Below are 25,494 nucleotides of genomic sequence, written 5' to 3'. Positions count from 1 at the left end.
GCTCGATGTGCGAATGGCGTTTGGAGCGAAAGCGGCGTAGCCTGTCTTCAGGCAGCTGCGGGCCTGCTCCGCCGGCCGTGGGAGGGGACAGCCGGTGAGATCATGACGCGCGTCCAGCAAATCGGTGTCGTTATCGGTCTGGCGATCGTGGCTCTGCTGACGATGCTGCGCGCCGGCGATCCCGGAATTTTCAAGCTGATCCGCGGCGTGACGTTCGACGAGTATCAGCGGCTCGTTCCCAGAACCTTCGCGCCGATGCCGGTCCGGGTCATCGACATCGACGAGGCTTCGCTGCGCGAATTCGGCCAATGGCCGTGGCCGCGAGACCGGCTGGCTCTGCTGGTGGACCGGCTTTCGGAAATGGGCGCTGCGGCCATCGCCTTCGATGTTCTGTTCTCCGAGCCGGACCGGCTGTCGCCCCGCAATGTCGTGCGCGAGGTGGCCGGGATCGATCCTTCGCTTGCCGAAAAGCTGCCCGACAATGACGAGATCTTCGCCCGTTCGATCGCCGAGAAGCCCGTCGTGCTCGGTTTCGGCCTCTCCAACGAGGGCAATTACCGGCCGCCCGTGAAGGCGGGTTTCGCCTTTACGGGCGAAAGCCCCGTCTCGGCGCCGCCCCATCTCGGCGCCTCGACGCCGCTCAGGCCGCAACTGGAGGCCAACGCGGCCGGGCTCGGCCATATCAGCCTCAATCCCGGCAATCCCTCGCCGGTGGTGCGGGCGGTTCCGCTGTTCCTGACCGATGGCACGCAGCTTTATCCGAATCTCGCGGTCGAAGCGCTGCGCGTGGCGCAGGGGGCCTCGACCTATGTGCTGGCAGGAGCGCCCGATCGCGCCGGTATCATGACCACGGCGAAGATCGGGGATTTCGTCGTGCCGCTGACGGCGGCGGGCGAACTCTGGCTCTATGTCACTCCCGATCGGGCCGAGCGTTACATATCCGTCCGGCAGGTGCTTGCGCCGGAAGGGGCGTCTCCCGAGACCGCAGCCGCCATCGCCGGCAGCATCGTCTTCGTCGGCACATCGGCGGCCGGCCTGCAGGACATCCGCGTCACGGCGCTCGGCGAGAACGTTCCCGGCGTTTCGCTGCATGCGCAGGCCGTGGAGCAGATCCTCTCCGGCCAGTTCCTGTCCCGGCCCGACTGGGCGGACGGGCTTGAAATCCTCGTCATCGCGGTGCTTGGGTGCCTGCTCGTCGTGGTGACGACCTTCGTCAGCCCCGCCGTTGCACTGGTCTGCGGCCTGCTGGTCACGGCAATGGCGCTTGTCGCGTCGTGGCTCTCCTTTCTCTATGCCGGGCTTCTCTTCGATCCGCTGGCGCCGATCATCAGCGGATCGATCACCCATTTTGCCGCGACCTCGTTCAAGATCCTGGTGATCGACCGAGAGCGGCGCGAGGTGCGGCGCGCTTTCGGGCATTATCTCTCTCCGTCGCTGCTCCATCGCATCGAGCATAATCGTGATGCATTGCGTCTCGGCGGAGACGACCGCGAGCTGACGATGATGTTCGTCGACGTCAGGAATTTTACCGAGATGAGCGAGCGGCTGGCGCCGACGGAGGTCGTCGCCTTCCTGAATACGCTGCTCGATGCGCTGAGCCGCCATGTCGTGGCCAATGAGGGGACGCTCGACAAGTTCATCGGCGATTCGATCATGGCGTTCTGGAATGCGCCGGTCGATGTGGCGGATCACGAGACCAAGGCAGTTCGCACCGCGCTTGCCATGCGCGAGACACTTGCCGAATTGAACGCCGGCGACGCTTTCGGTTTCGGGCCCGATCAGCAGGTCAGTATCGGCATCGGCATCCATACCGGCCTTGCCTGCGTCGGCAACATGGGCGCCAAGACCCGCTTCAACTATTCGGCCGTCGGAGATGCCGTCAACGTCGCGGCCCGCATCGAGTCGTGCTGCAAGGAGGTCGGCTTCGATATCCTCATCTCCGACAGCACCGCACGGTCCGTGCAGGGAATGGCGCTGATCGAGGCCGGCGCGCTGCCACTCAAGGGAAAGAGCAGCCGGACGCAGATCCTGGCCGTCGTCGGCGATGAACGGGTCGCGGCATCTCAGGAGTTCGCCGCGCTCGAGGCCGTTCACAGGCAGTTGATGGAGGCCCTGCAATCGCATTCGCGGAACAGCCGAAAGCTGATCAGCGCCGCCAAGCTGAGGGCGGTGCAGGTGACCGGCGCTCTGGCGGAATTCTACCAGCGCATATCCGGCAGGACCGATCATTTTCGCGAGGCGCCGGAGGGGAGCGAAAAGAGCGTCGCCGACTGAAGGACTTTACCGGCCGCGATTGAAATTCCTGCCCCGATCTTTGTCATGATCACGATCGCGGTCTCCGCCGTGATCACGATCGCGGTCCCCGCCGTGATTACGATCGCGATTTCCGCCATGATCACGGTCGTGATCTCGATGATCCTCGCCGTGATTTCCCGGCTTGCCGTCGGTGTCATGCCGGCCATGGCCATCATGCTTGCTGGGCTTATCCGGCTTGTCGTGATGCGGCCTGTCGTGATGCGGTTTGTCGGGCTTGTTCGGCCGCTCTTTTTGCGGCTCGGCCTGTTTCTGCGGCGGATCCTGCTTTTGCGGCGCAGGCGCTGCTGCCGGCGGAGGCCGTATCCGATCTTTTCTTTCCGGCGCGACCGAGGCCATGTTGCAGCCGCCGAGCATGCCGATGCCGCCCGCAAGCCGCTGATTGCCGGAGAGGAAGGGCAGGGCGCGTGAATTTCCGAGCGTATCGAGAACGCTGGGATCGACCCGGCGGGCCGGCGACATATCGCCGTTCGGCTTGGCGACGACGCAATCGCAGCGCTGCTGCAACTGGCGGCAACCGCCCGGACCGCAGAAGCTGGCTGCGCCATTCAACAGCACGACGGCAGTGGTGCCGTCGGGGCCGACGTAAAAGTCGAATGCGGTGCCGCGCACGCCGATGGTGCCGGCGGGCGTCAGGATCTGGTAGGCCGAGGATTTCGAATTGCCGCTGACCCAGCGGAAGGTTCCTTTCGCGGCCTTGATGGTGAGTTTCCTGACCGATTGCGAGTCGTCGAAGACATATTTGTCGATGACGACGGACGAGCCCCAGCCGACTGCGAGCTTGGTGCCGTCGCGGAACAGGAATTGGCCGAGCCCGGATTGAGACGTCCGGATGCGCTCGTCGCGGTGAACGCTGGTGTTGACTTCGATCGGCCCGGCCTGTCCCGTCACTTCTGTCTTGATGACGACGGCTTGGCCGACGGGCTCTGCGGCGATCGCTGGCCGCATCGTGGAGAGCGCAATGCAAAGCGCCGCGAGTAATGAACGCCGACCCCACATGATACAGACCCCGGCAAGACGGGGAGAATTAACATTTTAGTAACTGCTTGTCTTCTCGCCCACTTGGGCTAGGGCAGGCCCGTCGGGCGCCATGCGGGCTTTGCCTCATCTTCCAGAGGGTGTCACCTTGGGTCCGGGCACGCCTCAAAATTGCACCGTTTCGGAATCATGTCGCACAGTGTCAAAACCAAAGCTCTCGCCTGTCGCAAAAGAGCCGTTGTGCCGCATTTGGATTTGCGATTTGTATGGGCGCGGAGAACAGCTCTTGCCCGAAGGAGAAGAAGGCGGATGCGGAAATATTCGGTTTTTGCCGTGGCGCGAGAGGCCCTGCGTGGCCACAGAGGCTGGGAGAAGCAGTGGACTTCACCGGAGCCTCGCGCCGAATACGATGTCGTCATCATCGGCGCCGGCGGCCATGGCCTGGGAGCTGCCTATTACCTTGCCAAGGAGCACGGCATCACCAATGTCGCGGTGATCGAGAAGGGCTGGCTTGGCGGCGGCAATACCGGCCGCAACACCACCATCATCCGCTCGAACTATCTCTACGAAGAGAGCATGCACATCTACGAGCATTCGATGAAGCTCTGGGAGGGGCTTTCTCAGGAGCTCAACTACAATGTGATGTATTCGCCGCGCGGCGTGATGATGCTCTCGCACAATATTCACGACCAGCAGTCCTTCAAGCGGCACATCCATGCGAACCGGCTCTACGGCATCGACAATGAATGGCTGACGCCGGAGCAGGCGAAGGCCTATTGCCCGCCGCTCGATATTTCGGCGAGCGCGCGCTACCCGATCAACGGTGCGGCGCTCCAGCGGCGCGGCGGCACGGCGCGCCACGATGCGGTCGCCTGGGGCTATGCGCGCGCAGCATCGGATCGCGGTGTCCACATCATCCAGAACTGCGAAGTGACCGGCATCCGCCGCGCGCCCGACGGGCGCGTGACCGGCGTCGAGACCTCGCGCGGTTTCATCGGCGCCAAAAAAGTCGGCGTGTCGGCGGCCGGCCATACCTCGACGATCATGAAGATGGCAGATGTGCGCGTGCCGCTGCAATCGAGCCCGCTGCAGGCGCTGGTTTCCGAGCCGCTGAAGCCGATCTTCCCGTGCGTCGTCATGTCGAACACGGTGCATGCCTATATCTCCCAGTCGGACAAGGGAGAGCTCGTCATCGGTGCCGGCACGGACCAGTACAACTCCTATTCCCAGACCGGCGGGCTGCAGATCATCACGCACACGCTCGACGCCATCTGCGAACTCTTCCCGATGTTCCGGCGCGTCAAGATGATGCGGCAATGGGGCGGCATCGTCGACAATACGCCGGACCGTTCGGCGATCCAGTCGAAGACGCCGGTTCCCGGGCTCTACGTCAATTGCGGCTGGGGCACCGGCGGCTTCAAGGCGACGCCCGGTTCGGCCAATCTCTTTGCCCACCTGATCGCCCGCGACGAGCCGCACAAGTTCAACGCCGGCCTGACGCTGGAACGCTTCCGCAGCGGCCGGCTGATCGACGAGGCTGCGGCTGCGGCGGTGGCGCACTGATGATGGATGTTTTTGCCCGGATGCTCGCCGCTTTCGTCGCTCACCCCCTCATCCGCTTTGCACGCACCTTCTCCTCGATGGGGAGAAGGGGAGGAGAAGGAAATCTCACATGCTGCTGATCCATTGCCCTTATTGTCAGGAAGAGCGTTCCGAGCTCGAATTCCGCGGCGCGGGTGACGCCCACATCGTGCGGCCTGCCGATATCGCTTCGATTTCGGACGAGGAATTCGAGACTTATTTCTTTCTGCGCGAGAACCCGAAGGGGCTGATCTTCGAACGCTGGCGCCATATTCATGGCTGCGGACGCTTCTTCAATGCGGCGCGCGATACGGTCAGCGACCAGTTCGTCATGACCTACAAGGCGGGCGAGCCGAAGCCGCGGATCGGCGCCGAAGCCGAGCAGCATGCGCCAGTCGAGACATATGAAGCCGTGGAAGGAGAGGCGCAATGAGCGGTGCACATCGTATCGCCGGGAAGGGGCGCCTGACGCCGGCCAAGACCGCGCGTTTCAGCTTCGACGGCAAGAGCTATATGGCGCTTGAGGGCGATACCGTCGCCTCGGCGCTGATCGCCAACGGCATCCACCTCGTCGGCCGTTCGTTCAAGTATCACCGGGCCCGCGGCATTCTGTCGGCCGGCGCCGAGGAGCCGAACGCGCTGATCGACGTCGCCCGCGACAAGGCGCGCAAGCAGCCGAACGTGCGCGCCACGGTGCAGGAAATCTTCGACGGCATGATCGTCCAGTCGCAGAACCGCTGGCCCTCGCTTGCCTACGATGTCGGTGCGGTCAACAATCTGATGTCGCCGTTCTTCGCCGCCGGCTTCTACTACAAGACCTTCATGTGGCCGCGCGCCGCCTGGAAACACGTCTATGAGCCGTTCATCCGCCGTGCCGCCGGCCTCGGCGTCGCGCCGACGGAGGAGGATCCGGACCATTACGCCAGCCGCTACGCCCATTGCGACGTGCTGGTGGTCGGCGCCGGTGTTGCCGGACTTTCGGCGGCGCTGGCCGCGGCCGAGACCGGTGCAAAGGTGATCCTCTGCGACGAGCAGGCGGAAGCGGGTGGAGCGCTGCGCTACGACGCCGGCGTGACGATCGACGGTCAGGATGGTTACGCCTGGGCGCAGAAGACCGTGGCGCGGCTGAAGGCGATGGACAATGTCGAAGTGCTCATCCGCACGACCGCCTTCGGCTATTACAACCACAATTTCGTCGCCCTCGCCGAACGCGTCACCGATCATATCTCCAAGCCTTCCCACGATCTGCCGCGCGAGCGGCTGTGGCAGGTCCGGGCCAAGCGGGTGATCCTTGCCAACGGCGCGATCGAACGGCACATGGTATTTCCGAACAACGACCGGCCGGGCATCATGCTGGCTTCGGCGGGGCGGATGTATCTCAATCATTACGGCGTCGCCGTCGGCACCAATGTCGGCGTCTACACGGCGCATGATTCCGCCTATGAAGCGGCTTTCGATCTCAAGCGTGCCGGCGTTTCGATCGCCGCCATCGTCGATTGCAGGCAGACGCCGGGAGCGGCGGTGCTGGCAGAGGCGCGTGCGCTCGGCATCGATGTTCTGGTGGGTCAATCGGTTGTCAACACGGCCGGGCGGCTGCGCATCTCGTCGATGACGGTGGCGCGCAACGGCGGCGGCTCGCAGCGCAAGATCGCGGTCGATGCACTCCTGGTTTCGGCCGGCTGGACGCCGTCGGTCCATCTGTTCTCGCAATCGCGCGGCAAGGTGGCCTTCGATGCCGAAAGCCAGCGCTTCCTGCCGGGCACCTATGCGCAGGACTGCCTCTCGGTCGGCGCCTGCAACGGCACCGACGATCTGCAGCGGACGGTCGAGGAATCGCTTGCCGCCGGTGAACTGATGGCGCAGGCCGCCGGCAAAAAGGGCGGCGGGAAAATCACCATCTCGGCCGAGCAGCCCTATGACTGGACGGGCGGCATGATCGGTGCTGCCGAAGGCGCCGGGCCGAAGACGAACGCCAAGGCCTTCATCGATTTCCAGCACGATGTCTGCGCCAAGGATATCCGCCTGGCCGTGCGCGAGGGCATGCACTCGATCGAGCACATCAAGCGCTTCACCACCAACGGCATGGCCTCGGACCAGGGCAAGCTTTCCAACATGCATGGTCTGGCGATCGCCGCCGAAATGCTCGGCAAGGAAATCCCGCGGGTCGGCCTCACCACCTTCCGCGCGCCCTATACGCCGGTGACCTACGGTACGCTGATCGGCCATTCGCGCGGAAAGCTGTTCGATCCGACGCGCAAGACGCCGCTGCACGACTGGGAAGAAGCCCACGGCGCGGTCTTCGAGGATGTCGGCAACTGGAAGCGTGCGTGGTTCTATCCCAAGGCGGGCGAGACCATGCATCAGGCTGTCGCGCGCGAATGCCGCACGGCCCGCGAGTCGGCAGGTATCTTCGATGCCTCGACGCTCGGCAAGATCGAGGTGGTAGGCCCGGATGCGGCCAAATTCCTCAATCTCATCTATACCAACGCCTGGGACACGCTGAAGCCCGGCAAGGCGCGCTACGGCATCATGACGCGCGAGGACGGTTTCGTTTATGACGACGGCGTCGTCGGGCGCCTGGCGGAGGATCGTTTCCACGTGACGACGACGACAGGCGGCGCGCCGCGTGTTCTCCACCACATGGAAGACTACCTGCAGACGGAATTCCCCGATCTGAAGGTATGGCTGACCTCGGTGACCGAGCAATGGGCAGTCATCGCCGTGCAGGGGCCGAAGGCGCGCGAGATCGTCGAACCGCTGGTCGAGGGACTCGACCTGTCGAACGAGGCCTTCCCGCATATGAGCGTTGCCGAGTGCACGGTCTGCGGCGTGCCGGCGCGGCTCTTCCGCGTCTCCTTCACCGGTGAAGTCGGTTTCGAAATCAACGTGCCGGCCGATTACGGCCAGTCGGTGCTCGAAGCGGTCTGGGCCAATGCCGAACCGCTCGGCGCGTGCGTCTATGGCACCGAGACGATGCACGTTCTTCGCGCCGAGAAGGGCTACATCATCGTCGGCCAGGATACCGACGGGACCGTGACCCCCGACGACGCGGGCGTCGCCTGGGCTGTTTCGAAGAAGAAGAAGGACTTCGTCGGCATTCGCGGACTGCAGCGGCCGGACCTCGTCAAGGAGGGACGCAAGCAGCTCGTCGGTCTCGTTACCAAGGATCCGAAGCTGGTGCTTGAAGAGGGTGCGCAGATCGTCGCGAGCCCGAACGAACCGAAGCCGATGACCATGCTCGGCCACGTCACCTCGTCCTACTGGTCGGAAAATTGCGGCCGGTCGATCGCCTTCGCGCTGGTCGCCGGCGGCCGGGCGCGGATGGGCGAAACGCTCTATGTGCCGATGCCGGACCGGACGATCGCCGTCGAAGTGACGGATCTGGTGTTCTTTGACAAGGAAGGAGGCCGCATCCATGGCTGATGTCGCAATTCGCAAGCCGGCTTTGGCCGGCCGTCTCGGCGGCTCCGCAACCGTGCGCCTGACGGTCGCACCGGCCGCGACCCGCGTGGCGCTGCGCGCCCCGGCAGGATCGCTTGCCGCGATTTCCTCTGCTCTCGGCCTGTCCGTGCCGACCGCCCCGAAAACATCCAGCCGCGCTGGTGCGCGCTCGGTGCTCTGGATCGGTCCGGACGAGTGGCTGGTCATCGACGAGGATGGCGCCGATCTGATGGCGGCGCTTTCCGGCGCCGGCGCCGTGCATTCGGCAACCGACGTTTCCCACCGCAATATCGCGGTCATCGTCTCGGGACCCGGTGCAGAGACTACGCTTGCCGCCGGCTGCCCGCAGGATCTCTCGCTTGCCTCCTTCCCTGTCGGCGCCGCCTCGCGGACCATTTTCGGCAAGGCGGAAATCGTGCTTCTGCGCACGGAAGAGGATACGTTCCGGGTGGAGTGCTGGCGGTCGTTTTCCGATTTCGTCTTCGGACTGCTGGCCGAGGCAGCGGAAGATGCCGGGCATTGAAGCTTGCCAATCCCGGCTGCCTAAAAGCTAGATAATACTTTCGGGGTCGCGAACGACAGTTGCGACCCCGCTTTCGTTATAGAGTGGCGCCTGTGCGGGATCCGGCTGGAACAGAGCCGCGCTTGCCTACAAGTCCTCAGGACGATCCTTCGGATCGAACTGGATGATGGTGATCCATCTTGCCGTCAGCGCCGGCTTCTTCTCGTTTTCGATCTCGATCGTCACGTCATAAGTGGTCATCAGCATGCCGCCGCCGCGGAAGCGCGCTTCGGAGAGCAGGAAGCGGCCACGGACGCGGGCGCCGCTCTTGACCGGCGTCATGAAGCGGACGCGATCGAAGCCGTAGTTGATGCCCATGGTCTGCTCGCGCACTTTCGGCAGGCAGTTATAGTTCATCGCCGACAGCAGAGACAGCGTCAGGAAGCCATGGGCGATGGTGCCGCCGAAGGGGCTCTCAGCGGCCGCGCGCTCAGGGTCGACATGAATGAACTGGTGGTCGTCGGTTGCCCCCGCAAAGGCGTCGATCATCGTCTGATCGACGGTGATCCAATCCGAAAGGCCAGTTTCCATGCCGATCAATCCCCGCACGTCGGAGAGTGAAATTTCCTTGACCATGAATTCCTCGTGAGAAAAGCCGCTGGGCCAAGCCTTATCGTGCATTTATGACGATTGCGACAAGGATTTGCATGCGTGGGAGGAGGCGGTCATTTTTCGATGAAAAAGGCGACCGAGCGTGGCTCCACGGTCACGCGGGCGCCGGCTTTCTTCGCTCCCTCCGGCGTCAATTGACGCCAGCCCGGTTCGCCAGTGCCGGGAAGTGTGAAGAGCTGGCGGTCCTCCGAACGATTGAAGAGCACGGCAAGCCGGGTCTCTTTGCCGCGCGAGGAGCGGTCGCCGGTCGCGAGCAGCATGCCGAGGGTTGAGAGCGACGGCGTCTCCCATTCGGCGACGGTCATCGGTTCGCCGGAGAGCGAGATCCATTCGACATCGCCGTTGCCGGAAAGGAAGCTTGTTTCGGAAAAGACGGTGAAGCGGCGGCGCAGCCCGGCGACGAAGGCGGTATGGGCGACGAGATCCTCGTTCAGCGCCTTCCAGTCCAGCCAGGTGATCTCGTTGTCCTGGCAATAGGCATTGTTGTTGCCGCGCTGGCTGCGGCCACCCTCGTCGCCTGCCGTCAGCATGATGCTGCCACGGGTGGCAAAGAGTGTTGATATCAGCGCCATGACGTCGTTTATCCGGCGCTTGCGGATCGAGGGATAGAGGGTCTCGCCCTCGACGCCGTTATTCCAGGAGTGGTTCTCGTTGTGGCCGTCCCGATTGTGCTCGCCATTGGCGTCATTGTGCTTGCCGGCATAGGAGACGAGGTCGATCAGCGTGAAGCCGTCATGGGCGGCGAGGAAATTGACGCTGCGCGTCTCCCTGCCGTCGTTGCGGGAGAAGATGTCTGAGGAGCCGGCGAGCGCGGTGGCGAGCGAACCGGTCTTCCACTGGTCGCCGCGCCAGTAGCAGCGCAGGTCGTCGCGAACCCGGTCGTTCCATTCGAAGAAGGGTGGAGGGAAATTGCCGAGCTGATAGCCGTCAGGCCCGATATCCCAGGGTTCCGCGATCATGATGCGGTCGGCAAGCACGTCGTCGGCAAGGATCGCAGCGAGCGTTCCGCCGTCGCGCTGGAAGCCGGTCGCGGTGCGGCCGAGCACTGGGGCGAGATCGAAGCGGAAGCCATCGACGCCTGAGTTGAGCACGAAATGGCGCAGGCTGTCGATGACGAGGCGCCTGACCTCGGGATGATCGCAGGCGATGGTATTGCCGGTGCCGGTGTCGTTGACGAGTTCGCCGGGGCTGTTCTGGGCGTGGCGGTAATAATGCAGGTTGTCGAGGCCGCGCAGCGACAGCGTCGCGCCATAGCGGTCGCTTTCGCCGGTGTGGTTGAAGACGAGATCGAGGATGACCGCGATGCCTTCGGCATGGAGAGTGGCGACGGTCTTGCGCAGCTCCGCCATGCCGCCCGGGACGATCCTCGGATCGAGCGCCATCAGACCGACGGGATTGTAGCCCCAGCCGTTGGTGAGGCCGAGCGGCGGCAGGTGGCGTTCGTCGATCCAGGCGGTGATCGGCATCATTTCGACGGCATCGACGCCGATCCGCTTCAGGTAAGCGATGACCGAGGGATGGGCAAGGGCTGCGACGGTGCCGCGCTCGGCTTCCGGCACATCGGGGTGGAGAATGGTGAAGGGCCGTACCGCGACTTCGTAGATAAAGCCGCCCGGTTTGAAGAGCGGCTTGCCGATCGCTGCGCGCGTATCGCTGGTGACGATCGCCTTCGGCATCAGATCCTGGCTGTCCTCGCCATAGATGCCGAGGCGGGGATCGTAGCGGAATGGCCGGTCGATCTCCTTGGCGTAGGGGTCGATCAGCAGTTTGGAAGGATCGAACCAGAGGCCATTGTCGGGCGCATAGATGCCGTCGGCGCGATAGCCGTAGCGGGCGCCTTGCCTGAGGCCGTCGACGAAAAGGCGATGGATATGGTCGCCGTCGCGCACCATCGGCAGGCACGCGAATTCCCGGTTGCCGTCATCCTCGAAGAGGCAGAGCTCGATCTGTGCGGCATCATGCGACCACACGGCAAATTCGACGCCGGTCTCGAAGACGATCGCGCCCCGCGCCGAATTGCTATCCTGCATGCTCCCCCCGGATCAGGTGATCACGGTTGGCTCGTCGCGTCCCGTGCGCTCACGAATGCTGGCGATGCTTTCGGCGGCCGCGATCAGATCGGCGAGCGCTTCCTGCGTCTCGATGTTGTGGCGAGTCGAATCCGGCTCGTAGCGCTCGATGTAAACACGCAAGGTTGCGCCAGACGTGCCGGTGCCGGAGAGGCGGAAGACGACGCGGGAGCCGCCTTCGAAGAGTACGCGGATGCCCTGATGCTCGCTGACCGACTTGTCGATCGGATCGTGATAGGCGAAATCGTCGGCCTTTTCGACCTTCAGGGTGCCGAAGGTCTTGCCGGGCAGGGTGGGAAGCTGGCTGCGGAGATTGTCTATCAGGCCGTTCGCCGCATCGGTGTCGAGGCCTTCGTAATCGTGGCGCGAATAGTAGTTGCGGCCGTAGGTCTGCCAGTGCTGGGTGACGATATCGGCGACACTCTCGCCGCGCACGGCAAGAATGTTCAGCCACAGCAGCACGGCCCAGAGGCCGTCCTTTTCGCGGACGTGATTGGAGCCGGTGCCGGCGCTTTCCTCGCCGCAGATCGTCGCCATGCCGGCGTCGAGCAGGTTGCCGAAGAACTTCCAGCCGGTCGGCGTCTCGTACATGCCGATGCCGCGTTTCTCGGCGACGCGGTCGGCAGCGCCCGATGTCGGCATCGACCGGGCGATGCCGGCAAGGCCGCCGGAATAGCCGGGAGCGAGGTTGGCATTGGCGGCAAGGATCGCCAGGCTGTCGGAGGGTGTTACGAAGATGCCGCGGCCGACGATGAGGTTGCGGTCGCCGTCGCCATCGGAGGCGGCGCCGAAATCGGGCGCGTCGTCACCCATCATCTCGTCGAACAGTTCCTTGCAGTGAACCGGGTTCGGGTCGGGATGATGGCCGCCGAAATCCGGCAGCGGCATGAAGTTGCGAACCGAGCCGGAGGGAGCGCCAAGGCGGTTTTCGAAGATTTCCTTCGCGTAAGGGCCGGTGACGGCGCTCATGCCGTCGAAGGCGATGCGGAAGCCGAGGCTGATCAGATTGCGGATGGCGCCGAAATCGAACAGCTCTTCCATCAGCGCCGCATAGTCCTCGACCGGGTCGATGACCGACAGGATCATGCCGCCGGGAAGCTCGTCCTTGCCGATGCGGTCGAGGTTGACGTCGGCAAAATCGGCGATCTTGTAGCTGTCGATCGTCTTGGAGCGCGCATAGATCGCGTCGGTGATCTTTTCCGGTGCCGGGCCGCCATTGTTGATGTTGTACTTGATGCCGAAGTCTTCGGTCGGGCCGCCGGGATTGTGGCTGGCGGAGAGAATGATGCCGCCGAAAGCCTTGTACTTGCGGATGATGTGGGATGCGGCCGGCGTCGACAGAATGCCGCCCTTGCCGACCATGACCTTGCCGAAGCCGTTGGCGGCGGCCATCTTCACCGCCTTCTGGATGACTTCGCGATTGTAGTAACGTCCGTCGCCGCCGATGACGAGGCATTTGCCCTGGTAGCCTTCCAGCGAATCGAAAATCGACTGGATGAAGTTCTCCGCATAATTCGGCTGCTGGAAGACCGGGACCTTCTTGCGCAGGCCCGACGTGCCGGGTTTCTGGTCCAGATAGGGCGTGGTGGGAACGGACTTGATCATTTTAGGTCACATGCCTTTCGAGACGAGGCTTGAATAGAGGGCAGCGTAGCGTTCGGCGCTCTTCTCCCAGGAGACATCCGATTTCATGCCTTGCTTTTGCAATTGGGTCCAGAGTTTTCGGTCCGCGTAAAGATGCATCGCACGGCGGATTGCCTGTAGCATGCCCGTTTCGGTTATGGGGGCAAATTGTATTCCTGTTGCCACTTTCGCCGCAAGTGCGGCGTGGTTGGCGTCGATCACGGTGTCGTTGAGCCCGCCGGTGCGGGCAACGATCGGCACGCAGCCGTAACGCAGGCCGTAAAGCTGGGTCAGGCCGCAGGGTTCGAAGCGCGAAGGGATGATGATCGCGTCGCAGCCGGCCTGCATCAGATGCGACATCGGCTCGTTATAGCCGATCGAGACGCCGATGCGGCCGGGATGGCGGCTGGCGGAGGCGAGCAGGGCGCCTTCGAGGGCGGCTTCGCCGGAGCCGAGCACCACGAGCTTGCCGCCCATGGCGACGATCTCGTCGGCGACATTGGCGACGAGGTCCATGCCCTTCTGCCAAGTGAGACGGCTGATGACGCAGAAGATCGGAGCCTCGTCATCGTCGAGATGGAAGAATTCGGCGATCGAGCGGCGGTTCTCCTCGCGGTTCTTCAGCGTCGTGGGGCCATAATGGGTGTGGACGACAGGATCGGTTGCCGGGTTCCAGATATCGGTGTCAATGCCATTGACGATGCCGGAGAGATCGTCGACGCGGCTGGCGATGACGCCTTCAAGCCCCATGCCGAATTCAGGCGTCAGGATTTCATCGGCGTAGGAGGGGCTGACCGTGGTGATCGCATGGGCGGTTTGCAGGCCGCCTTTGAGATAGCCGATGGTGCCGTAATATTCGAGGCCGTCGACGGCGAAGGCATGGCCGGGCAGGCGCAGGCCGGGGAAGATCTCGGGGCCGAACTGCCCCTGGAAGGCGATATTGTGGATGGTCAGCACGCTCGGCAGCTCAGGCGTCGGGTAGTAGCGCATATAGACCGAGGTCAGCGCCGCCTGCCAGTCATGGGTGTGGACGAGATCCGGCCGCCAGCCGGGCAGAAGACCGGCGGCGATTTCGGAAGCGGCGAGCGACAGGGCGGCGAAACGGCGCCAGTTGTCTGGATAATCCTTGCCGAGCGGGTCGAGATAGGGACCGCCCGGCCTGTCGTAATAGGCCGGCGCATCGAGGACGAGCAGGTCGAGGCCCTCGTGCTGAACCTCCAGCACGGTCGCCTTTTCTCCGAGCAGATCGGGGAATTCCAGTTTGGCGACGGGATCGCGAATGACCTTCATGACGGCGGGATAGCCGGGCAGAAGGGTCTTGGTTTCGACCCCGAAGGCTTTCAGGGCAATGGGCAGGGCGCCTGACACATCGGCCAGGCCCCCTGTCTTGATCAGAGGGAAGACTTCGGACGAAACCGAAAGAACTTTCATAAGTCAGATATCCAGCTTGTCGATCATCGGTTGCGTGATCAGGCAGATGCCGCTTTCCGTCCGCCGGAAGCGCTTGGCGTCGAATTCCGGATCCTCGCCGACGACCAAGCCTTCGGGAATGACGACACCATGGTCGATCACCACGTTCTTGAGCTGTGCGCGCCGTCCGATCTTCACGTTTGGCAGGATGACCGCCCCTTCCAGCTTGGAAAAGGAGTTGGCCCTGACACCGGTGAAAAGCAGGCTCTTGTTGAGCATGGCGCCTGAGATGATGCAGTCGCCTGACACGACGGAGGAGGTGGCCGAGCCACGGCGGTCCTCGTCGTCGTGGACGAATTTTGCCGGCGGCGTGATCTCCGCATAGGTCCAGATCGGCCAGGACTTGTCGTAGATGTCGAGCTCCGGCACGATCGCCGTCAGGTCGATATTGGCCTGCCAGTAGGCATCGATCGTTCCGACGTCGCGCCAGTAGGGCTCGTGCTCGAAATCGGAGCGGACGCAGGACTTGGCGAAGCGGTGGGCGACCGCCTTACCGTGCTGGACGATATAGGGGATGATGTCCTTGCCGAAGTCGCGGCTCGAATTCGGGTCGGCTGCATCGCGGCGCAGCGCGTCGAGCAGGAATTTCGTGCGGAAGACGTAAATGCCCATCGAAGCGAGCGCGAAATCCGGCTTGTCGGGAATACCGGGCGGATTGGCCGGCTTTTCGACGAAGGCCTTGATCTCGTCCTTCTCGTTGACATGCATGACGCCGAACCCCACCGCTTCCATGCGCGGCACTTCCAGGCAGCCGATCGTCACGTCCGCGCCGGAATCGACATGCTGCTGGAGCATGTATTCATAGTCCATCTTGTAGACATGGTCGCCGGCGAGGATGACCATGTATTCGACGCCGTAGTCCTCGATGATATCGATGTTCTGATAAACGGCGTCGGCGGTGCCTTCATACCATTGCGTTTCGGAAACGCGCTGCGAGGCGGGCAGGATGTCGAAGCTTTCGTTTCGTTCCGGGCGGAAGAAGTTCCAGCCGCGCTGCATGTGGCGGATCAGTGAATGCGCCTTGTACTGCGTCGCGACGCCGATGCGGCGAATGCCCGAATTCAGCGCATTCGACAGCGCGAAATCGATGATGCGGGCCTTGCCGCCGAAATAGACGGCGGGCTTGGCGCGCCGGTCGGTGAGTTCCTTGAGACGGCTCCCCCTGCCGCCTGCCAGAACATAGGCCATTGCATCGCGGGCAAGTGGCTGAATACGCTTTTCTACCATTTTCTCCTCCCACCAGTCTTAATTTTCAGGTTCAAGCATGATCGTTGCCAAAGGCGGCAGCGTAATCGAGCAGGTGATGTCGCCGCCGGCATTGACGGCCTGCACGCGCCCGCCATTGCCCTTGCCGCTGCCGCCGTAGATATCGGCATCGGTGTTCAGAATTTCCCGCCAGCGACCCTCGGAGGGCAGGCGTATCGAATAGTTCTCGCGGTAGACGGGAGTGAAATTGGTGATGACGGCGACCGGCTTCTCGCCAGGCGCCTTGCGCAGCCAGGCGAAGACGGAATTCTCGCCGTCATCGGCCACCAGCCATTCGAAACCATCGCCCTCGCAATCGCGCGCATGCAGGGCCGGTTTGCTGCGATAGGTGAAATTGAGGTCGCGCACCAGGCGGCGCATGCCCTCGTGCATGCGGTACTGAAGCAGGTTCCAGTCGAGCGACTTGTTCTCGCTCCACTCGGCCCACTGGGCGAATTCCTGGCCCATGAACAACAGCTTCTTGCCGGGATAGCCCCACATATAGGCGTAGTAGGCGCGCAGATTGGCGAATTTCTGCCAGTCGTCGCCCGGCATCTTGGCGATCAACGAGCCCTTTCCGTGAACGACTTCGTCATGCGACAGCGGCAGGACGAAATTTTCCGAATAGGCATAGAGCAGGCCGAAGGTGAGCTCGTTGTGATGGTGCTTTCGATGCACGGGATCGCGGCTCATGTAGCTCAGCGTGTCGTGCATGAAGCCCATGTTCCACTTGAAGCCGAAGCCGAGGCCGCCTTCATGCACCGGCTGCGAGACCTTCGGCCACGAGGTCGATTCCTCGGCGATGGTCATGACATTGGGGTGCTGGCCGTAGATGCGGATGTTGAGATCCTGCAGAAAGCGGACGGCTTCCAGGTTCTCGTTGCCGCCATACTCGTTCGGGATCCATTCGCCGTGCTTGCGGGAATAATCGAGATAGAGCATCGAGGCGACGGCATCGACGCGCAGGCCGTCGAGATGGAACTTCTCGGCCCAGTAGAGGGCGTTGTTGACGAGATAGGAGACGACCTCGGTGCGGCCGAAATTGTAGATCGCGGTGTTCCAGTCGGGGTGGAAGCCCTTGCGCGGGTCTTCATGCTCGTAGAGCGCCGTGCCGTCGAACCAGCCGAGGCCGTGCTCGTCGGTCGGGAAATGCGCCGGCACCCAGTCGAGGATGACGCCGATGCCGACCTTGTGGCAGCCGTTGACGAAACGGGCGAAGCCCTCCGGCTCGCCGAAGCGGGCGGTTGGCGCGTAGAGGCCGGTCGTCTGGTAACCCCAGGAGGGGTCGTAGGGATGCTCGGTGATCGGCAGGAATTCGATATGGGTGAAACCCATGTCGACGCAATAGGGGATGAGACTGGAGGCGAGTTCGTCCCAGGAGAGCATCGTGCCGTCCTGCCGGCGCTGCCAGGAGCCGGCATGCACCTCGTAGATCGAGATCGGCTGGCGGCGCTTGTCGGTCTCCCGCCAATGCTTCACATGGGCTTCGTCCTCCCAGACCTGCTCCAGCTCGGCGGCGGCGAGGGAGGCTGTCTTCGGCCTCAGTTCGCTGCGGCGGGCGAATGGATCGGCCTTCAGCGGCAGCAGCACGCCGTCATGGCCGCGGATTTCGAATTTATAGGCAACCCCGAGCGGGATATCCGGAGCGAAGATTTCCCAGATGCCGCTGTCGGCGCGGAAGCGCATGACGTGGCGGCGGCCGTCCCAATTGTTGAAATCGCCGACGACCGAGACGCGCTGCGCATTCGGCGCCCAGACGGCGAAGTGGATGCCCTGCGCGCCGTCATGCTTGATGCGGTGCGCGCCCATCTTGTCGAACAGGCGCAGATGCGAGCCTTCGCGGGCGAAGTAATCGTCCATCGGTCCGAGCACCGGGCCGAAGCTGTAGGGGTCGGTCACCGCCCATTCGGCATCGCCGCGCCGGGCGCGGTAGCGCACCGGCTGGAGCTTGGTCAGCGAAACCGGCCCGGCGAAGAAGCCGTCGCCATGAAGCTGTTTCAATTCGCCGATGACGCTGCCGTCGAGCGTCATGGCGGTCACTTCCTCCGCACCCGGGATGAAGCAGCGGGCGACGAAAGCGTCGCCGGCCTGGTGCACACCTAGGACGGCAAAGGGATTGGAGTGCGAGCCTGCAAGGATCGCCGTGATTTCATCTGCCGAAATTTCCCAGGTAAGCTGTACTTCAGGGACTTTTTTCGGCGTTTTCATCCGGCTCTCCAGATTTCGTCTGCATATTGCCTGATTGTGCGGTCGGAGGAGAACCAGCCCATCCGCGCCGTATTGTTGATCGTCTTGGTGTACCAGGCGGACTGGTTGGTCCAGATCTGGTCGACGTCGCGCTGGGCCTGGGCATAGGCGTCGAAATCGGCCGCGACCATGAACCAGTCATGCGAATAGATGCCGTCGATCAGCGCCGTATAGCGGTTGCGGTCATCCGGCGAGAAGACGCCCGAGCCGATGGCCGAGAGCGCCTGCGAGAGTTCGCGCGATCCTTCGATGATGGCGCGGGGATTGTGGCCGTCGCTGCGGACCTTCGAGACCTCGTCGGCTCTCAGGCCGAAGATGACGATGTTGTCCTCGCCGACATTGTCGCGCATCTCGACATTGGCGCCGTCGAGCGTGCCGATCGTCAGCGCGCCGTTCAAGCCGAACTTCATGTTGCCGGTGCCGGATGCTTCCATGCCGGCGGTCGAGATCTGCTCAGAGAGGTCGGCGGCCGGAACCATGACTTCGGCAAGCGAGACGTTGTAGTTCGGCACGAAGACGACCTTCAACAGGCCGCGCACCGACGGGTCGTTGTTGATGGTGCGGGCGACGTCGTTGATGAGCTTGATGATCAGCTTGGCGTTGTAGTAGCTCGGCGCCGCCTTGCCGGCGAAGAGTTTGACGCGCGGCACCCAATCGAGCTCCGGATGCGAGCGGATCTGGTCATAGAGAGCGACGGCTTCGATGATGTTCAGAAGCTGGCGCTTGTATTCGTGAATGCGCTTGATCTGGATGTCGAACATGGCCGAGGGATCGAGCTTCACACCCATGCGGCTGGCGACGAGATTGGAAAGAGCCACCTTGTTGGCCCGCTTCACCGCGGCGAATTTCTGCTGAAAGCTCGGATCGGAAGCATGGGCCTCGAGCGGGCGCAGCTTCTCGGCATCATCCAGGAATTCTTCGCCGATCGCTTCGCGGATCAGGTCGGTTAGGCCGGGATTGCACTGCTGCAGCCAGCGGCGCGGGGTAATGCCGTTGGTCTTGTTGTTGATGCGGTCGGGATAGAGCTTGTGCAGGTCGGCAAAGACAGTGACCTTCATGAGGTCGGTATGCAGCGCCGAGACGCCATTGATCGAATGCGAACCGATGAAGGCGAGGTTGCCCATGCGCACGCGGCGGTCGCCGCTTTCCTCGATCAGCGAGATCGAGCGGATTTCGCTGTCGGAGAAGTTCTTGCTCTTGCGGGCGTCGAGCAGGATCTTGGCGTTGATCGCATAGACGATCTGCATGTGGCGCGGCAGCAGGCGCTCGAAGAGCGGCACCGGCCAGCTTTCCAGCGCCTCCGGCAGAAGCGTATGGTTGGTGTAGGAGAATGTGCGGCGGGTGATATCCCAGGCCTGGCCGAAATCCATGCCGTGCACATCGCAGAGCAAGCGCACGAGTTCGGCGACGGAGACGGCCGGATGGGTGTCGTTCAGCTGAATGGCCACCTTATCGGGCAGCGAGGTGAAATCGTCATATTGCTGCAGGTGGCGGCGCAGAATGTCCTGCAGCGAGGCCGACGAGAAGAAGAATTCCTGGCGCAGGCGCAGTTCCTGGCCGGCGGGGGTGGCATCGGCGGGATAGAGGACGCGGGTCAGGCTTTCGGCCTTGTTGCTTTCGCGCAGTGCGCCGATGTGATCGCCGGCGTTGAAGGCGTCGAGCAGGATCGGGTCGATCGGCTGCGCCGACCAGAGGCGCAGCGTGTTGACGCGCTTGCCGCGCCAGCCGACGACCGGGGTGTCGAAGGCGGCGGCGATGACGCGCTCGGCCGGCTTCCAAACGTAGCGCGGCTGGTCGTCATGGGTGGTGATGAATTCGACGGCGCCGCCGAAGCCGATTTCATAGGCGCTCTCGCGGCGCTCGAACTCCCAGGGATTGCCGTGCGCCAGCCAGTTTTCCGGCAGCTCCACCTGCCAGCCGTCGGCCAACTGCTGGCGGAAGAGGCCGTGGACATAGCGGATGCCGTAGCCATAGGCCGGAACGTCGACCGTCGCCATGCTCTCCATGAAACAGGCGGCGAGACGCCCGAGGCCGCCGTTGCCGAGTGCGGCATCCGGCTCCAGGCCGGCAATGACGTTGATATCGACGCCGAGCGAGGTCAGCGCATCGCGCACCTCTTCCATCAGGCCGAGATTGGAGACGGCGTCGCGCATCAGGCGGCCGATCAGGAATTCGAGCGAGAGATAATAGACGCGTTTGGCGCCGGTCGCATAGACTTCGCGGGTGGAAGCCATCCACTTGTCGATGATGCGGTCGCGCACCACCAGGATCGTCGCGGTCAGCCAGTCATGCGGCTTGGCCACCTTGGCGTCCTTGCCGATGCGGTAGGTCAGGCGTTCGATGATTTCCTCTGCGAGAATTTCCGGCCTTGAACTGCGGGGAGCGGGAGAGGGGATAACCGGCTTGGAAACGGTGTTCATGGTCAGATCTCGCCAATTTTAATTTGGTTTCAGGGTGTTATGCCTGATTTAATCGATTTGTCGCTTGCACTGACCACAGTTTATGCATCGTTAGGAAGCACTTGCAACAAAGGATTTGGACAAACGAAAAATTTGCGAAACCTCCATATTCACATCATCGGAGGGGCTTGATTCCAATCGCTTTTCCCGATCTGATGCGCGGGCTAGCGATAACGAAAAGCCGCGCCGGTTTGTTCCGGCGCGGCTTTTCTTGTGGTCTCTCACAGCCGATTTCGTGACTTAGTTCGTCAGGCGGGTAATCGAGCTTGTAGCCTTTGCGGCGATGTCGCCGAAATCTTCAACCAGTTTGGCCATATTGTCGGGAGCATAATAATTGGCGGGACTGCTTGCACAGGCCTGCAGCAGATCCTTACCCTTCTGCGGGGCCATGAAGGCAATGCTGAAGATGGTAATGCCATCACCTTTTACCAGAGTGCAGAGATCGCGGACTTCCTTGTCAAGCGAACTGCTCCACGAACCGCTGTTGCCCGTCATTTCACCGTCGGTCATCAGAATAATATATCGTTGGAAACTGTCGTGATTCTTGGATTTGTGCTTCTGGGTCTCGGTATCGGTGCCATCGGTCGAGGACTTCAGAGCCTTGTAAGCTGTATCGAGGGCATCACTCGCATCTGTGCCGCCGGTCGGCAAATAAGGGAGAGCCGAAACGTAGCTCGCGGCGTCCGCGGTGCCCCAATTGATCGCTTTGGCCGTCTGTTGTTTGTCCGTATAGGAGACGGCGCCGACACGTACGAGTTCGCTTTGTGGATCAGCTTTGTTAAGTTCAGTGAAAAGCCCGGCAGCGGCTGTCTGCAATGCCTCGATCTTGCGGATATAGCAATAGGACCTTAAATCTTTGTCCGGATCCGGCCAACTGCCTTGTGTGTAGTTGTCACATTTCGACGGCTTCGTTTTCTTCTGATCGGTTATGAAAGACATCGAACCGGAGCGGTCGAGGACCAGATACATCGAGAGTGCCCCCTGTGTATCGGTCTGGCCGTTCTCGCCGGTGCTTGTCGCGCTGATCGTATGCGTCGCCATACCAAAGACGCGCATCAGAGGACTGAGCGGGAGGTCGAAGGAGGTGTTGACATCGACCTTGAAGATCTTGCTTTTTGTGCCATTCGCCGTGGTCGTGACGTTGACGTCCGTTGTATCCTTGATCGAGCCTTGAATTGAATTCTTCGCAAGAACCTGTGCCATCTGTCCGGCGACAAAATCTTTCGCAAGGTTTTTTGCGCCGGCCTCGTCGGTCTTCTCATTGGCAAGCGCGGTCGCTGCGGCGAGAGCCGCCGAGTCCGTCGCTTCCTGCAACTCGCGCTTCGACAGCGCCATGTTCGAGTAGTCGATCGCTAAGCCGGCAGCACCGAAAAGAACGGGCAGCAGGATAGCCGTCATAATACCGAAATTACCGCCTCGATCGCTGAACATGCGACGCAGGCAGGGACGCAAAAACGAGGTGCTCATCATGTTCACCCAACTGGAAACCCTGTGAGGTGATTTACGCACGCTGCTTCTTTACGCCGCCCTTACGGCATCAATAGAATTTTAACGAATCCGTCAATTTTTCCAGTTTTGGGATTATTTCAGCGGGATCACATCGACCGCCTGGACGGCGCGCTGGCCGCCATAGCTTTTCAGCACGCCGATGACGGGCACGACGTCGGAATAGTCCCGGCCATAGGCGACGACGATATGGTCGGTGCCGGCGGGGATGTTGTTGGTCGGATCGAGTTCGATCCAGCCGATCGTCTCGCCGCACCAGACCCGCACCCAGGCATGCATGGCGTCCGCCCCTTCCAGCCGCTCCTTGCCGGGCGGCGGGATGGTGCGCAGGAAGCCGGAGACGTAGCCGGCGGGAATGCCGAGGCTGCGGAGCGCCAGGATCATGATGTGGGTGAAATCCTGGCAGACGCCGCGCTTCAGTTTGAATGCCTCGATCGGCGTCGTGTCCACTGTCGTGGCATCGGGATCGTAGGTGAAGTCCTTGTTGATGCGGGCGCAGAGCGCATGGGAGATCTGCATGGCAGTCAGCTGGGGAGTGGCGCAGCTTCGCGCATAATCGGCGATCTCACGCGCCTGCGTCAGCCGCGGGCTGTCGCCGAGGAAGTGATGCGGCGAATCCGGCGCCAGCGACCAGACGCCCGATATCTCCGCCGGCAGATCGGCAAGCAGCGGCGAGAAATCGGCGGCGATCGGCTGGCTGTCCACCTGCACGCGGGCCTGCATGCGAATGTCGAGCGCCTCGTGCGGCGCGCGCAGCATGAAGGAGGTGGCGGGATGGCTGAAGAAGTCGACGAAATGCGACTGCTCGTCCGGCGTCGGCGAAATGGTGATCGAGCCGGCGACCAGGCGCTGCCGGTTGGTGAGCGACAGCGGCATCAGCCGCATGATGTGGCGGGCGCCGGAGGCCGGCACGTCGTAGCTGTAACCCATGCGGAGCGAAAGATCGTAGAGCACGGCGTCACCCGAGATAGGTCTGGGCGAGCAGATCGGAAAGCTGCTCCAATTCGCGTTCGAGCCGCTGGTAAACGTCGGCGCCCATGCCCTCCGGCGTCATCACCGCCAGGCCGGAATGCAGCCGCATCGCCTCGCGGTAGAAGGGCGACATCTGGCCGTTGATCAGGGCATTCGGCAATTGCTCGACCTCGTGATGGATCTCGTTGACCTGGAAGAGGACCGAGCGCGGGTTGAGGGGGTCGAGCGCCAGCAGGTCGGTCACCGTCAGCCGCGCCGTGTTGACGTTGTAGCGGCGGCGATGAGTCATGACGCTGTCGCCGATCTCCAGCAGCATGTCGAGGGCGCCGTCGGGCGCTTCCGGGCCGGACATGTGGCCGAGCAGGCGGGTCATGTGCAGGCCGCGCTCGATATAGCGGCCGAGCGAGAGGAAGCGCCAGCCCATAAAGCGGTACATGTTCTCGTGCACGAGGCCGGCAAAGCCCGCGAGCTTGCGCAAGAGGATCGTCATCGCATGGCTGGCGTCATCGCCGGCGGAGACGGTGACGTGGAAGCGGCGAGCGGTCTTGGCGAGATCGTTGAGCGCCAGCCAGCCGTCCGGCGAGAAGCGGTCGCGGATATTGCTCGCCGAATAAACGGCGCTGTCGATGTTGCGCAATAGCGTTTCCGGCACGGGCTCGGCGGTATCGATATCGACGGCGGCGAGATAGGCGGAGACGTCGGCAAGCAGCGGCTGGCTCGGATCGGCGGCTTCGGCAAAACGCGCATGCCAGGCGCGCAGGATGCGCAGCGCGCCTTCGGCGCGTTCGATGTAGCGGCCGAGCCAGAACAGATTGTCGGCCGCCCGGCTCGGCAGGCTGCCCGGCATGTTGCGGGTGAAGCTGCCTTCGGCCGGCAGCAGCGTGTGACGCTCGACCGGCTTGTCGCTGACGATCCAGACGTCGGCGGCCGCGCCACCCGACTGCATGGCGATTGCCGCGACGTCGGCGCCGGAGCCGATGCGGGCAAAGCCGCCGGGCATGATCTGCCAGCCGTTCGCCGTGCGGGCGGCGAAGACGCGCAGCGACATCGGCCGCGGCACCAGCTTGCCGTCCACCCAGGCCGGCGTCGTCGAGAGCGTGACGACCTCCTGTCCCACAAGTTTCGGGCCGTCCGAGTGCAGCCAGTCGGCAATGGAATCCTTGGCGGTCGCGCGCAGCGACGAGCCGAGCACGGATTCGCCGTTGTCGTCGAAGAAGGGGGCGCGGGAATAGGCCGGGCCGATCACCATTTTCTCGATATTCTCGGAGACCTGTTCGCGCTCTTCCTTCTGGCCGCACCACCAGGTGGCGATCGAGGGCAGTTTCAGGTCCTGCCCCAAGAGATGCCGGCAGATGGTCGGCATGAAGGCCAGAAGCGCCCGGGTCTCGAGAATGCCGGTGCCGAGCGCGTTGACGATGGTGACGCTTTCGGCGCGCAACGCCTCCACGAGGCCGGGCGTGCCGATATGCGAATTCTGGTTCAGCTCCAGCGGGTCGGCAAAGGCTGAATCGAGACGGCGCCAGAGCACGCCGATCGGCTTCAGGCCGGCGACGGTGCGAACCATGACGCGGCCCTTGACGACGGTGAGATCCTCGCCCTCGAGCAGCATGAAGCCGAGATAGCGGGCGATATAGGCGTGTTCGTAATAGGTCTCGTTGGCCGGGCCTGGCGTCAACACGGCGATGCGGTCGTCGCCCGAATGTTTCATGTCCTGCAGCGCGTCGCGGAAGGCGCCGAAGAAAGAGGCAAGGCGGTGGACCGGGGTCTCGGCGTAGATGTCGGAGAAGGCGCGGGTCGTCGCCACACGGTTTTCCAGCGCGAAGCCGGCGCCGGATGGGGCCTGGGTGCGGTCTGCCAGCACCCACCAGTTGCCGTCGGGGCCGCGGCCGATCTCGAAGGCGCAGAAATGCAGATAGTGGCCGGATGCCGGCCGGATGCCGGCGAGCGGGCGCTGGAATTCAGGATTGGCGGCAATCAGCGCCGGCGGCAGGAAACCTTCCTCCACCAGCCGGTTCTCGCCGTAGATATCGGCGATGATCGCCTCCAGGAGGTCGGCGCGCTGGACGAGGCCGGCCGAGAGCGCCTGCCATTCGCGCTCGTCGATGAGCACCGGGATATGCGAGATCGGCCAGGCGCGTTCGCCGGTACCCTTGCTGCCATAGGCGCGATAGAAGACGCCGGCATCCCTGAGGTAGCGGTCGGCGCGGGCGAAACGCTCGGCGAGATCCGGCATTGCGCCGAGATGCGAGAGGAAACGCTGCCAGACTGGGCGGACCACGCCCTTGTTGTCGACCATTTCGTCGGCGATGCCGGGAAGCGGCGCATAATCGAAGGCCGCATCCTTGCCGATGCTGCCTTCAGCCTCCTCCCTGCGCTCCACTGCCGGTCTCTTACCCATCAAAACCCAAGCCCTGCC

Annotated in this window: 16 protein-coding genes; 5 read left to right on the top strand and 11 right to left on the bottom strand. The window is 63.0% G+C overall.

Translation table 11 applies throughout. From position 1 onward, the window contains the following. The first annotated feature begins 102 nt into the window (after positions 1-102). On the top strand, positions 103-2,274 hold the full coding sequence (locus tag CO670_RS10740; RefSeq protein ID WP_097590215.1) for an adenylate/guanylate cyclase domain-containing protein: 2,172 nt from the start codon (positions 103-105) through the stop codon (positions 2,272-2,274). A 6-nt stretch (positions 2,275-2,280) separates the two neighbouring features. Here the strand turns inward: CO670_RS10740 and CO670_RS10735 are convergent, their stop codons facing one another. Next, entirely contained in the window at positions 2,281-3,312 is a 1,032-nt protein-coding gene (locus tag CO670_RS10735) for a FecR domain-containing protein (protein WP_097590214.1), read from the bottom strand. 288 nt (positions 3,313-3,600) lie between these two features. Between CO670_RS10735 and CO670_RS10730 the strand changes: the two genes are divergently transcribed. The 4 genes from CO670_RS10730 (at position 3,601) to CO670_RS10715 (ending at position 8,836) form a co-directional block, all read left to right on the top strand. Next, positions 3,601-4,854, top strand: a complete 1,254-nt coding sequence (locus CO670_RS10730) for a sarcosine oxidase subunit beta family protein (protein WP_088677838.1) — start codon at positions 3,601-3,603, stop codon at positions 4,852-4,854. Positions 4,855-4,963: 109 nt separating this feature from the next. After that, entirely contained in the window at positions 4,964-5,305 is a 342-nt protein-coding gene (locus CO670_RS10725) for a sarcosine oxidase subunit delta (RefSeq protein ID WP_097590213.1), read from the top strand. Then, the gene (locus CO670_RS10720) at positions 5,302-8,295 is read left to right on the top strand and encodes a sarcosine oxidase subunit alpha (RefSeq protein ID WP_097590212.1); all 2,994 of its coding nucleotides are present in this window, start codon (positions 5,302-5,304) and stop codon (positions 8,293-8,295) included. Before CO670_RS10725 ends, CO670_RS10720 begins: the two co-directional genes overlap by 4 nt. Beyond that, positions 8,288-8,836: a sarcosine oxidase subunit gamma gene (locus CO670_RS10715; RefSeq protein ID WP_097590211.1), complete on the top strand. Its 549-nt coding sequence runs from the start codon at positions 8,288-8,290 to the stop codon at positions 8,834-8,836. Before CO670_RS10720 ends, CO670_RS10715 begins: the two co-directional genes overlap by 8 nt. 126 nt (positions 8,837-8,962) lie before the next feature. On the opposite strand, the gene CO670_RS10710 is transcribed toward CO670_RS10715, so the two are convergent. From CO670_RS10710 to CO670_RS10665, 10 genes are all read right to left on the bottom strand, one after another. Next, a complete protein-coding gene (locus tag CO670_RS10710) occupies positions 8,963-9,451 on the bottom strand; it encodes a MaoC family dehydratase (RefSeq protein WP_097590210.1) in 489 nt (162 codons plus the stop codon). An 89-nt stretch (positions 9,452-9,540) separates the two neighbouring features. Continuing rightward, entirely contained in the window at positions 9,541-11,517 is a 1,977-nt protein-coding gene (gene glgX / locus CO670_RS10705) for a glycogen debranching protein GlgX (RefSeq protein ID WP_097590209.1), read from the bottom strand. Between the two features lie 12 nt (positions 11,518-11,529). Continuing rightward, positions 11,530-13,161: an alpha-D-glucose phosphate-specific phosphoglucomutase gene (locus CO670_RS10700; protein ID WP_097590208.1), complete on the bottom strand. Its 1,632-nt coding sequence runs from the start codon at positions 13,159-13,161 to the stop codon at positions 11,530-11,532. 6 nt (positions 13,162-13,167) lie between these two features. Then, on the bottom strand, positions 13,168-14,610 hold the full coding sequence (gene glgA / locus CO670_RS10695) for a glycogen synthase GlgA (RefSeq protein ID WP_097590207.1): 1,443 nt from the start codon (positions 14,608-14,610) through the stop codon (positions 13,168-13,170). 3 nt (positions 14,611-14,613) lie between these two features. Next, positions 14,614-15,876: a glucose-1-phosphate adenylyltransferase gene (gene glgC, locus CO670_RS10690; protein WP_097590206.1), complete on the bottom strand. Its 1,263-nt coding sequence runs from the start codon at positions 15,874-15,876 to the stop codon at positions 14,614-14,616. An 18-nt stretch (positions 15,877-15,894) separates the two neighbouring features. Further along, entirely contained in the window at positions 15,895-18,102 is a 2,208-nt protein-coding gene (glgB, locus tag CO670_RS10685) for a 1,4-alpha-glucan branching protein GlgB (protein ID WP_097590205.1), read from the bottom strand. Continuing rightward, positions 18,099-20,561 carry a glycogen/starch/alpha-glucan phosphorylase gene (locus CO670_RS10680; RefSeq protein ID WP_097590204.1) on the bottom strand — a complete coding sequence of 821 codons (2,463 nt, stop codon included), beginning with the start codon at positions 20,559-20,561 and terminating at the stop codon, positions 18,099-18,101. The genes glgB and CO670_RS10680 overlap by 4 nt, the downstream gene beginning before the upstream one ends. Before the next feature lie 279 nt (positions 20,562-20,840). Continuing rightward, complete coding sequence (locus tag CO670_RS10675; protein WP_097590203.1) at positions 20,841-22,070, bottom strand: TadE/TadG family type IV pilus assembly protein; 1,230 nt, start codon at positions 22,068-22,070, stop codon at positions 20,841-20,843. A gap of 111 nt (positions 22,071-22,181) precedes the next feature. Further along, on the bottom strand, positions 22,182-23,060 hold the full coding sequence (locus CO670_RS10670) for a transglutaminase family protein (protein ID WP_097590202.1): 879 nt from the start codon (positions 23,058-23,060) through the stop codon (positions 22,182-22,184). Positions 23,061-23,064: 4 nt separating this feature from the next. Next, complete coding sequence (locus CO670_RS10665) at positions 23,065-25,476, bottom strand: circularly permuted type 2 ATP-grasp protein (RefSeq protein ID WP_097590201.1); 2,412 nt, start codon at positions 25,474-25,476, stop codon at positions 23,065-23,067. Positions 25,477-25,494 lie beyond the last annotated feature (18 nt).

Source organism: Rhizobium sp. J15 (assembly GCF_002531825.1).
Lineage (GTDB): Bacteria > Pseudomonadota > Alphaproteobacteria > Rhizobiales > Rhizobiaceae > Rhizobium.
The sequence above is the reverse complement of the archived record's forward strand: the minus strand, read 5'-3'. Positions and strand labels throughout refer to the sequence as shown.

Bases quoted from the DNA above. Each gene is read 5' to 3' on its own strand.
- CO670_RS10730 (WP_088677838.1), top strand. From the start codon at position 3,601: ATGCGGAAATATTCGGTTTTTGCCGTGGCGCGAGAGGCCCTGCGTGGC.
- CO670_RS10735 (WP_097590214.1), bottom strand. From the start codon at position 3,312: ATGTGGGGTCGGCGTTCATTACTCGCGGCGCTTTGCATTGCGCTCTCC.
- CO670_RS10715 (WP_097590211.1), top strand. From the start codon at position 8,288: ATGGCTGATGTCGCAATTCGCAAGCCGGCTTTGGCCGGCCGTCTCGGC.
- CO670_RS10740 (WP_097590215.1), top strand. From the start codon at position 103: ATGACGCGCGTCCAGCAAATCGGTGTCGTTATCGGTCTGGCGATCGTG.
- glgC (WP_097590206.1), bottom strand. From the start codon at position 15,876: ATGGTAGAAAAGCGTATTCAGCCACTTGCCCGCGATGCAATGGCCTAT.
- CO670_RS10720 (WP_097590212.1), top strand. From the start codon at position 5,302: ATGAGCGGTGCACATCGTATCGCCGGGAAGGGGCGCCTGACGCCGGCC.
- CO670_RS10665 (WP_097590201.1), bottom strand. From the start codon at position 25,476: ATGGGTAAGAGACCGGCAGTGGAGCGCAGGGAGGAGGCTGAAGGCAGC.
- glgX (WP_097590209.1), bottom strand. From the start codon at position 11,517: ATGCAGGATAGCAATTCGGCGCGGGGCGCGATCGTCTTCGAGACCGGC.
- CO670_RS10725 (WP_097590213.1), top strand. From the start codon at position 4,964: ATGCTGCTGATCCATTGCCCTTATTGTCAGGAAGAGCGTTCCGAGCTC.
- CO670_RS10710 (WP_097590210.1), bottom strand. From the start codon at position 9,451: ATGGTCAAGGAAATTTCACTCTCCGACGTGCGGGGATTGATCGGCATG.
- CO670_RS10675 (WP_097590203.1), bottom strand. From the start codon at position 22,070: ATGATGAGCACCTCGTTTTTGCGTCCCTGCCTGCGTCGCATGTTCAGC.
- glgB (WP_097590205.1), bottom strand. From the start codon at position 18,102: ATGAAAACGCCGAAAAAAGTCCCTGAAGTACAGCTTACCTGGGAAATT.
- CO670_RS10700 (WP_097590208.1), bottom strand. From the start codon at position 13,161: ATGATCAAGTCCGTTCCCACCACGCCCTATCTGGACCAGAAACCCGGC.
- CO670_RS10680 (WP_097590204.1), bottom strand. From the start codon at position 20,561: ATGAACACCGTTTCCAAGCCGGTTATCCCCTCTCCCGCTCCCCGCAGT.
- glgA (WP_097590207.1), bottom strand. From the start codon at position 14,610: ATGAAAGTTCTTTCGGTTTCGTCCGAAGTCTTCCCTCTGATCAAGACA.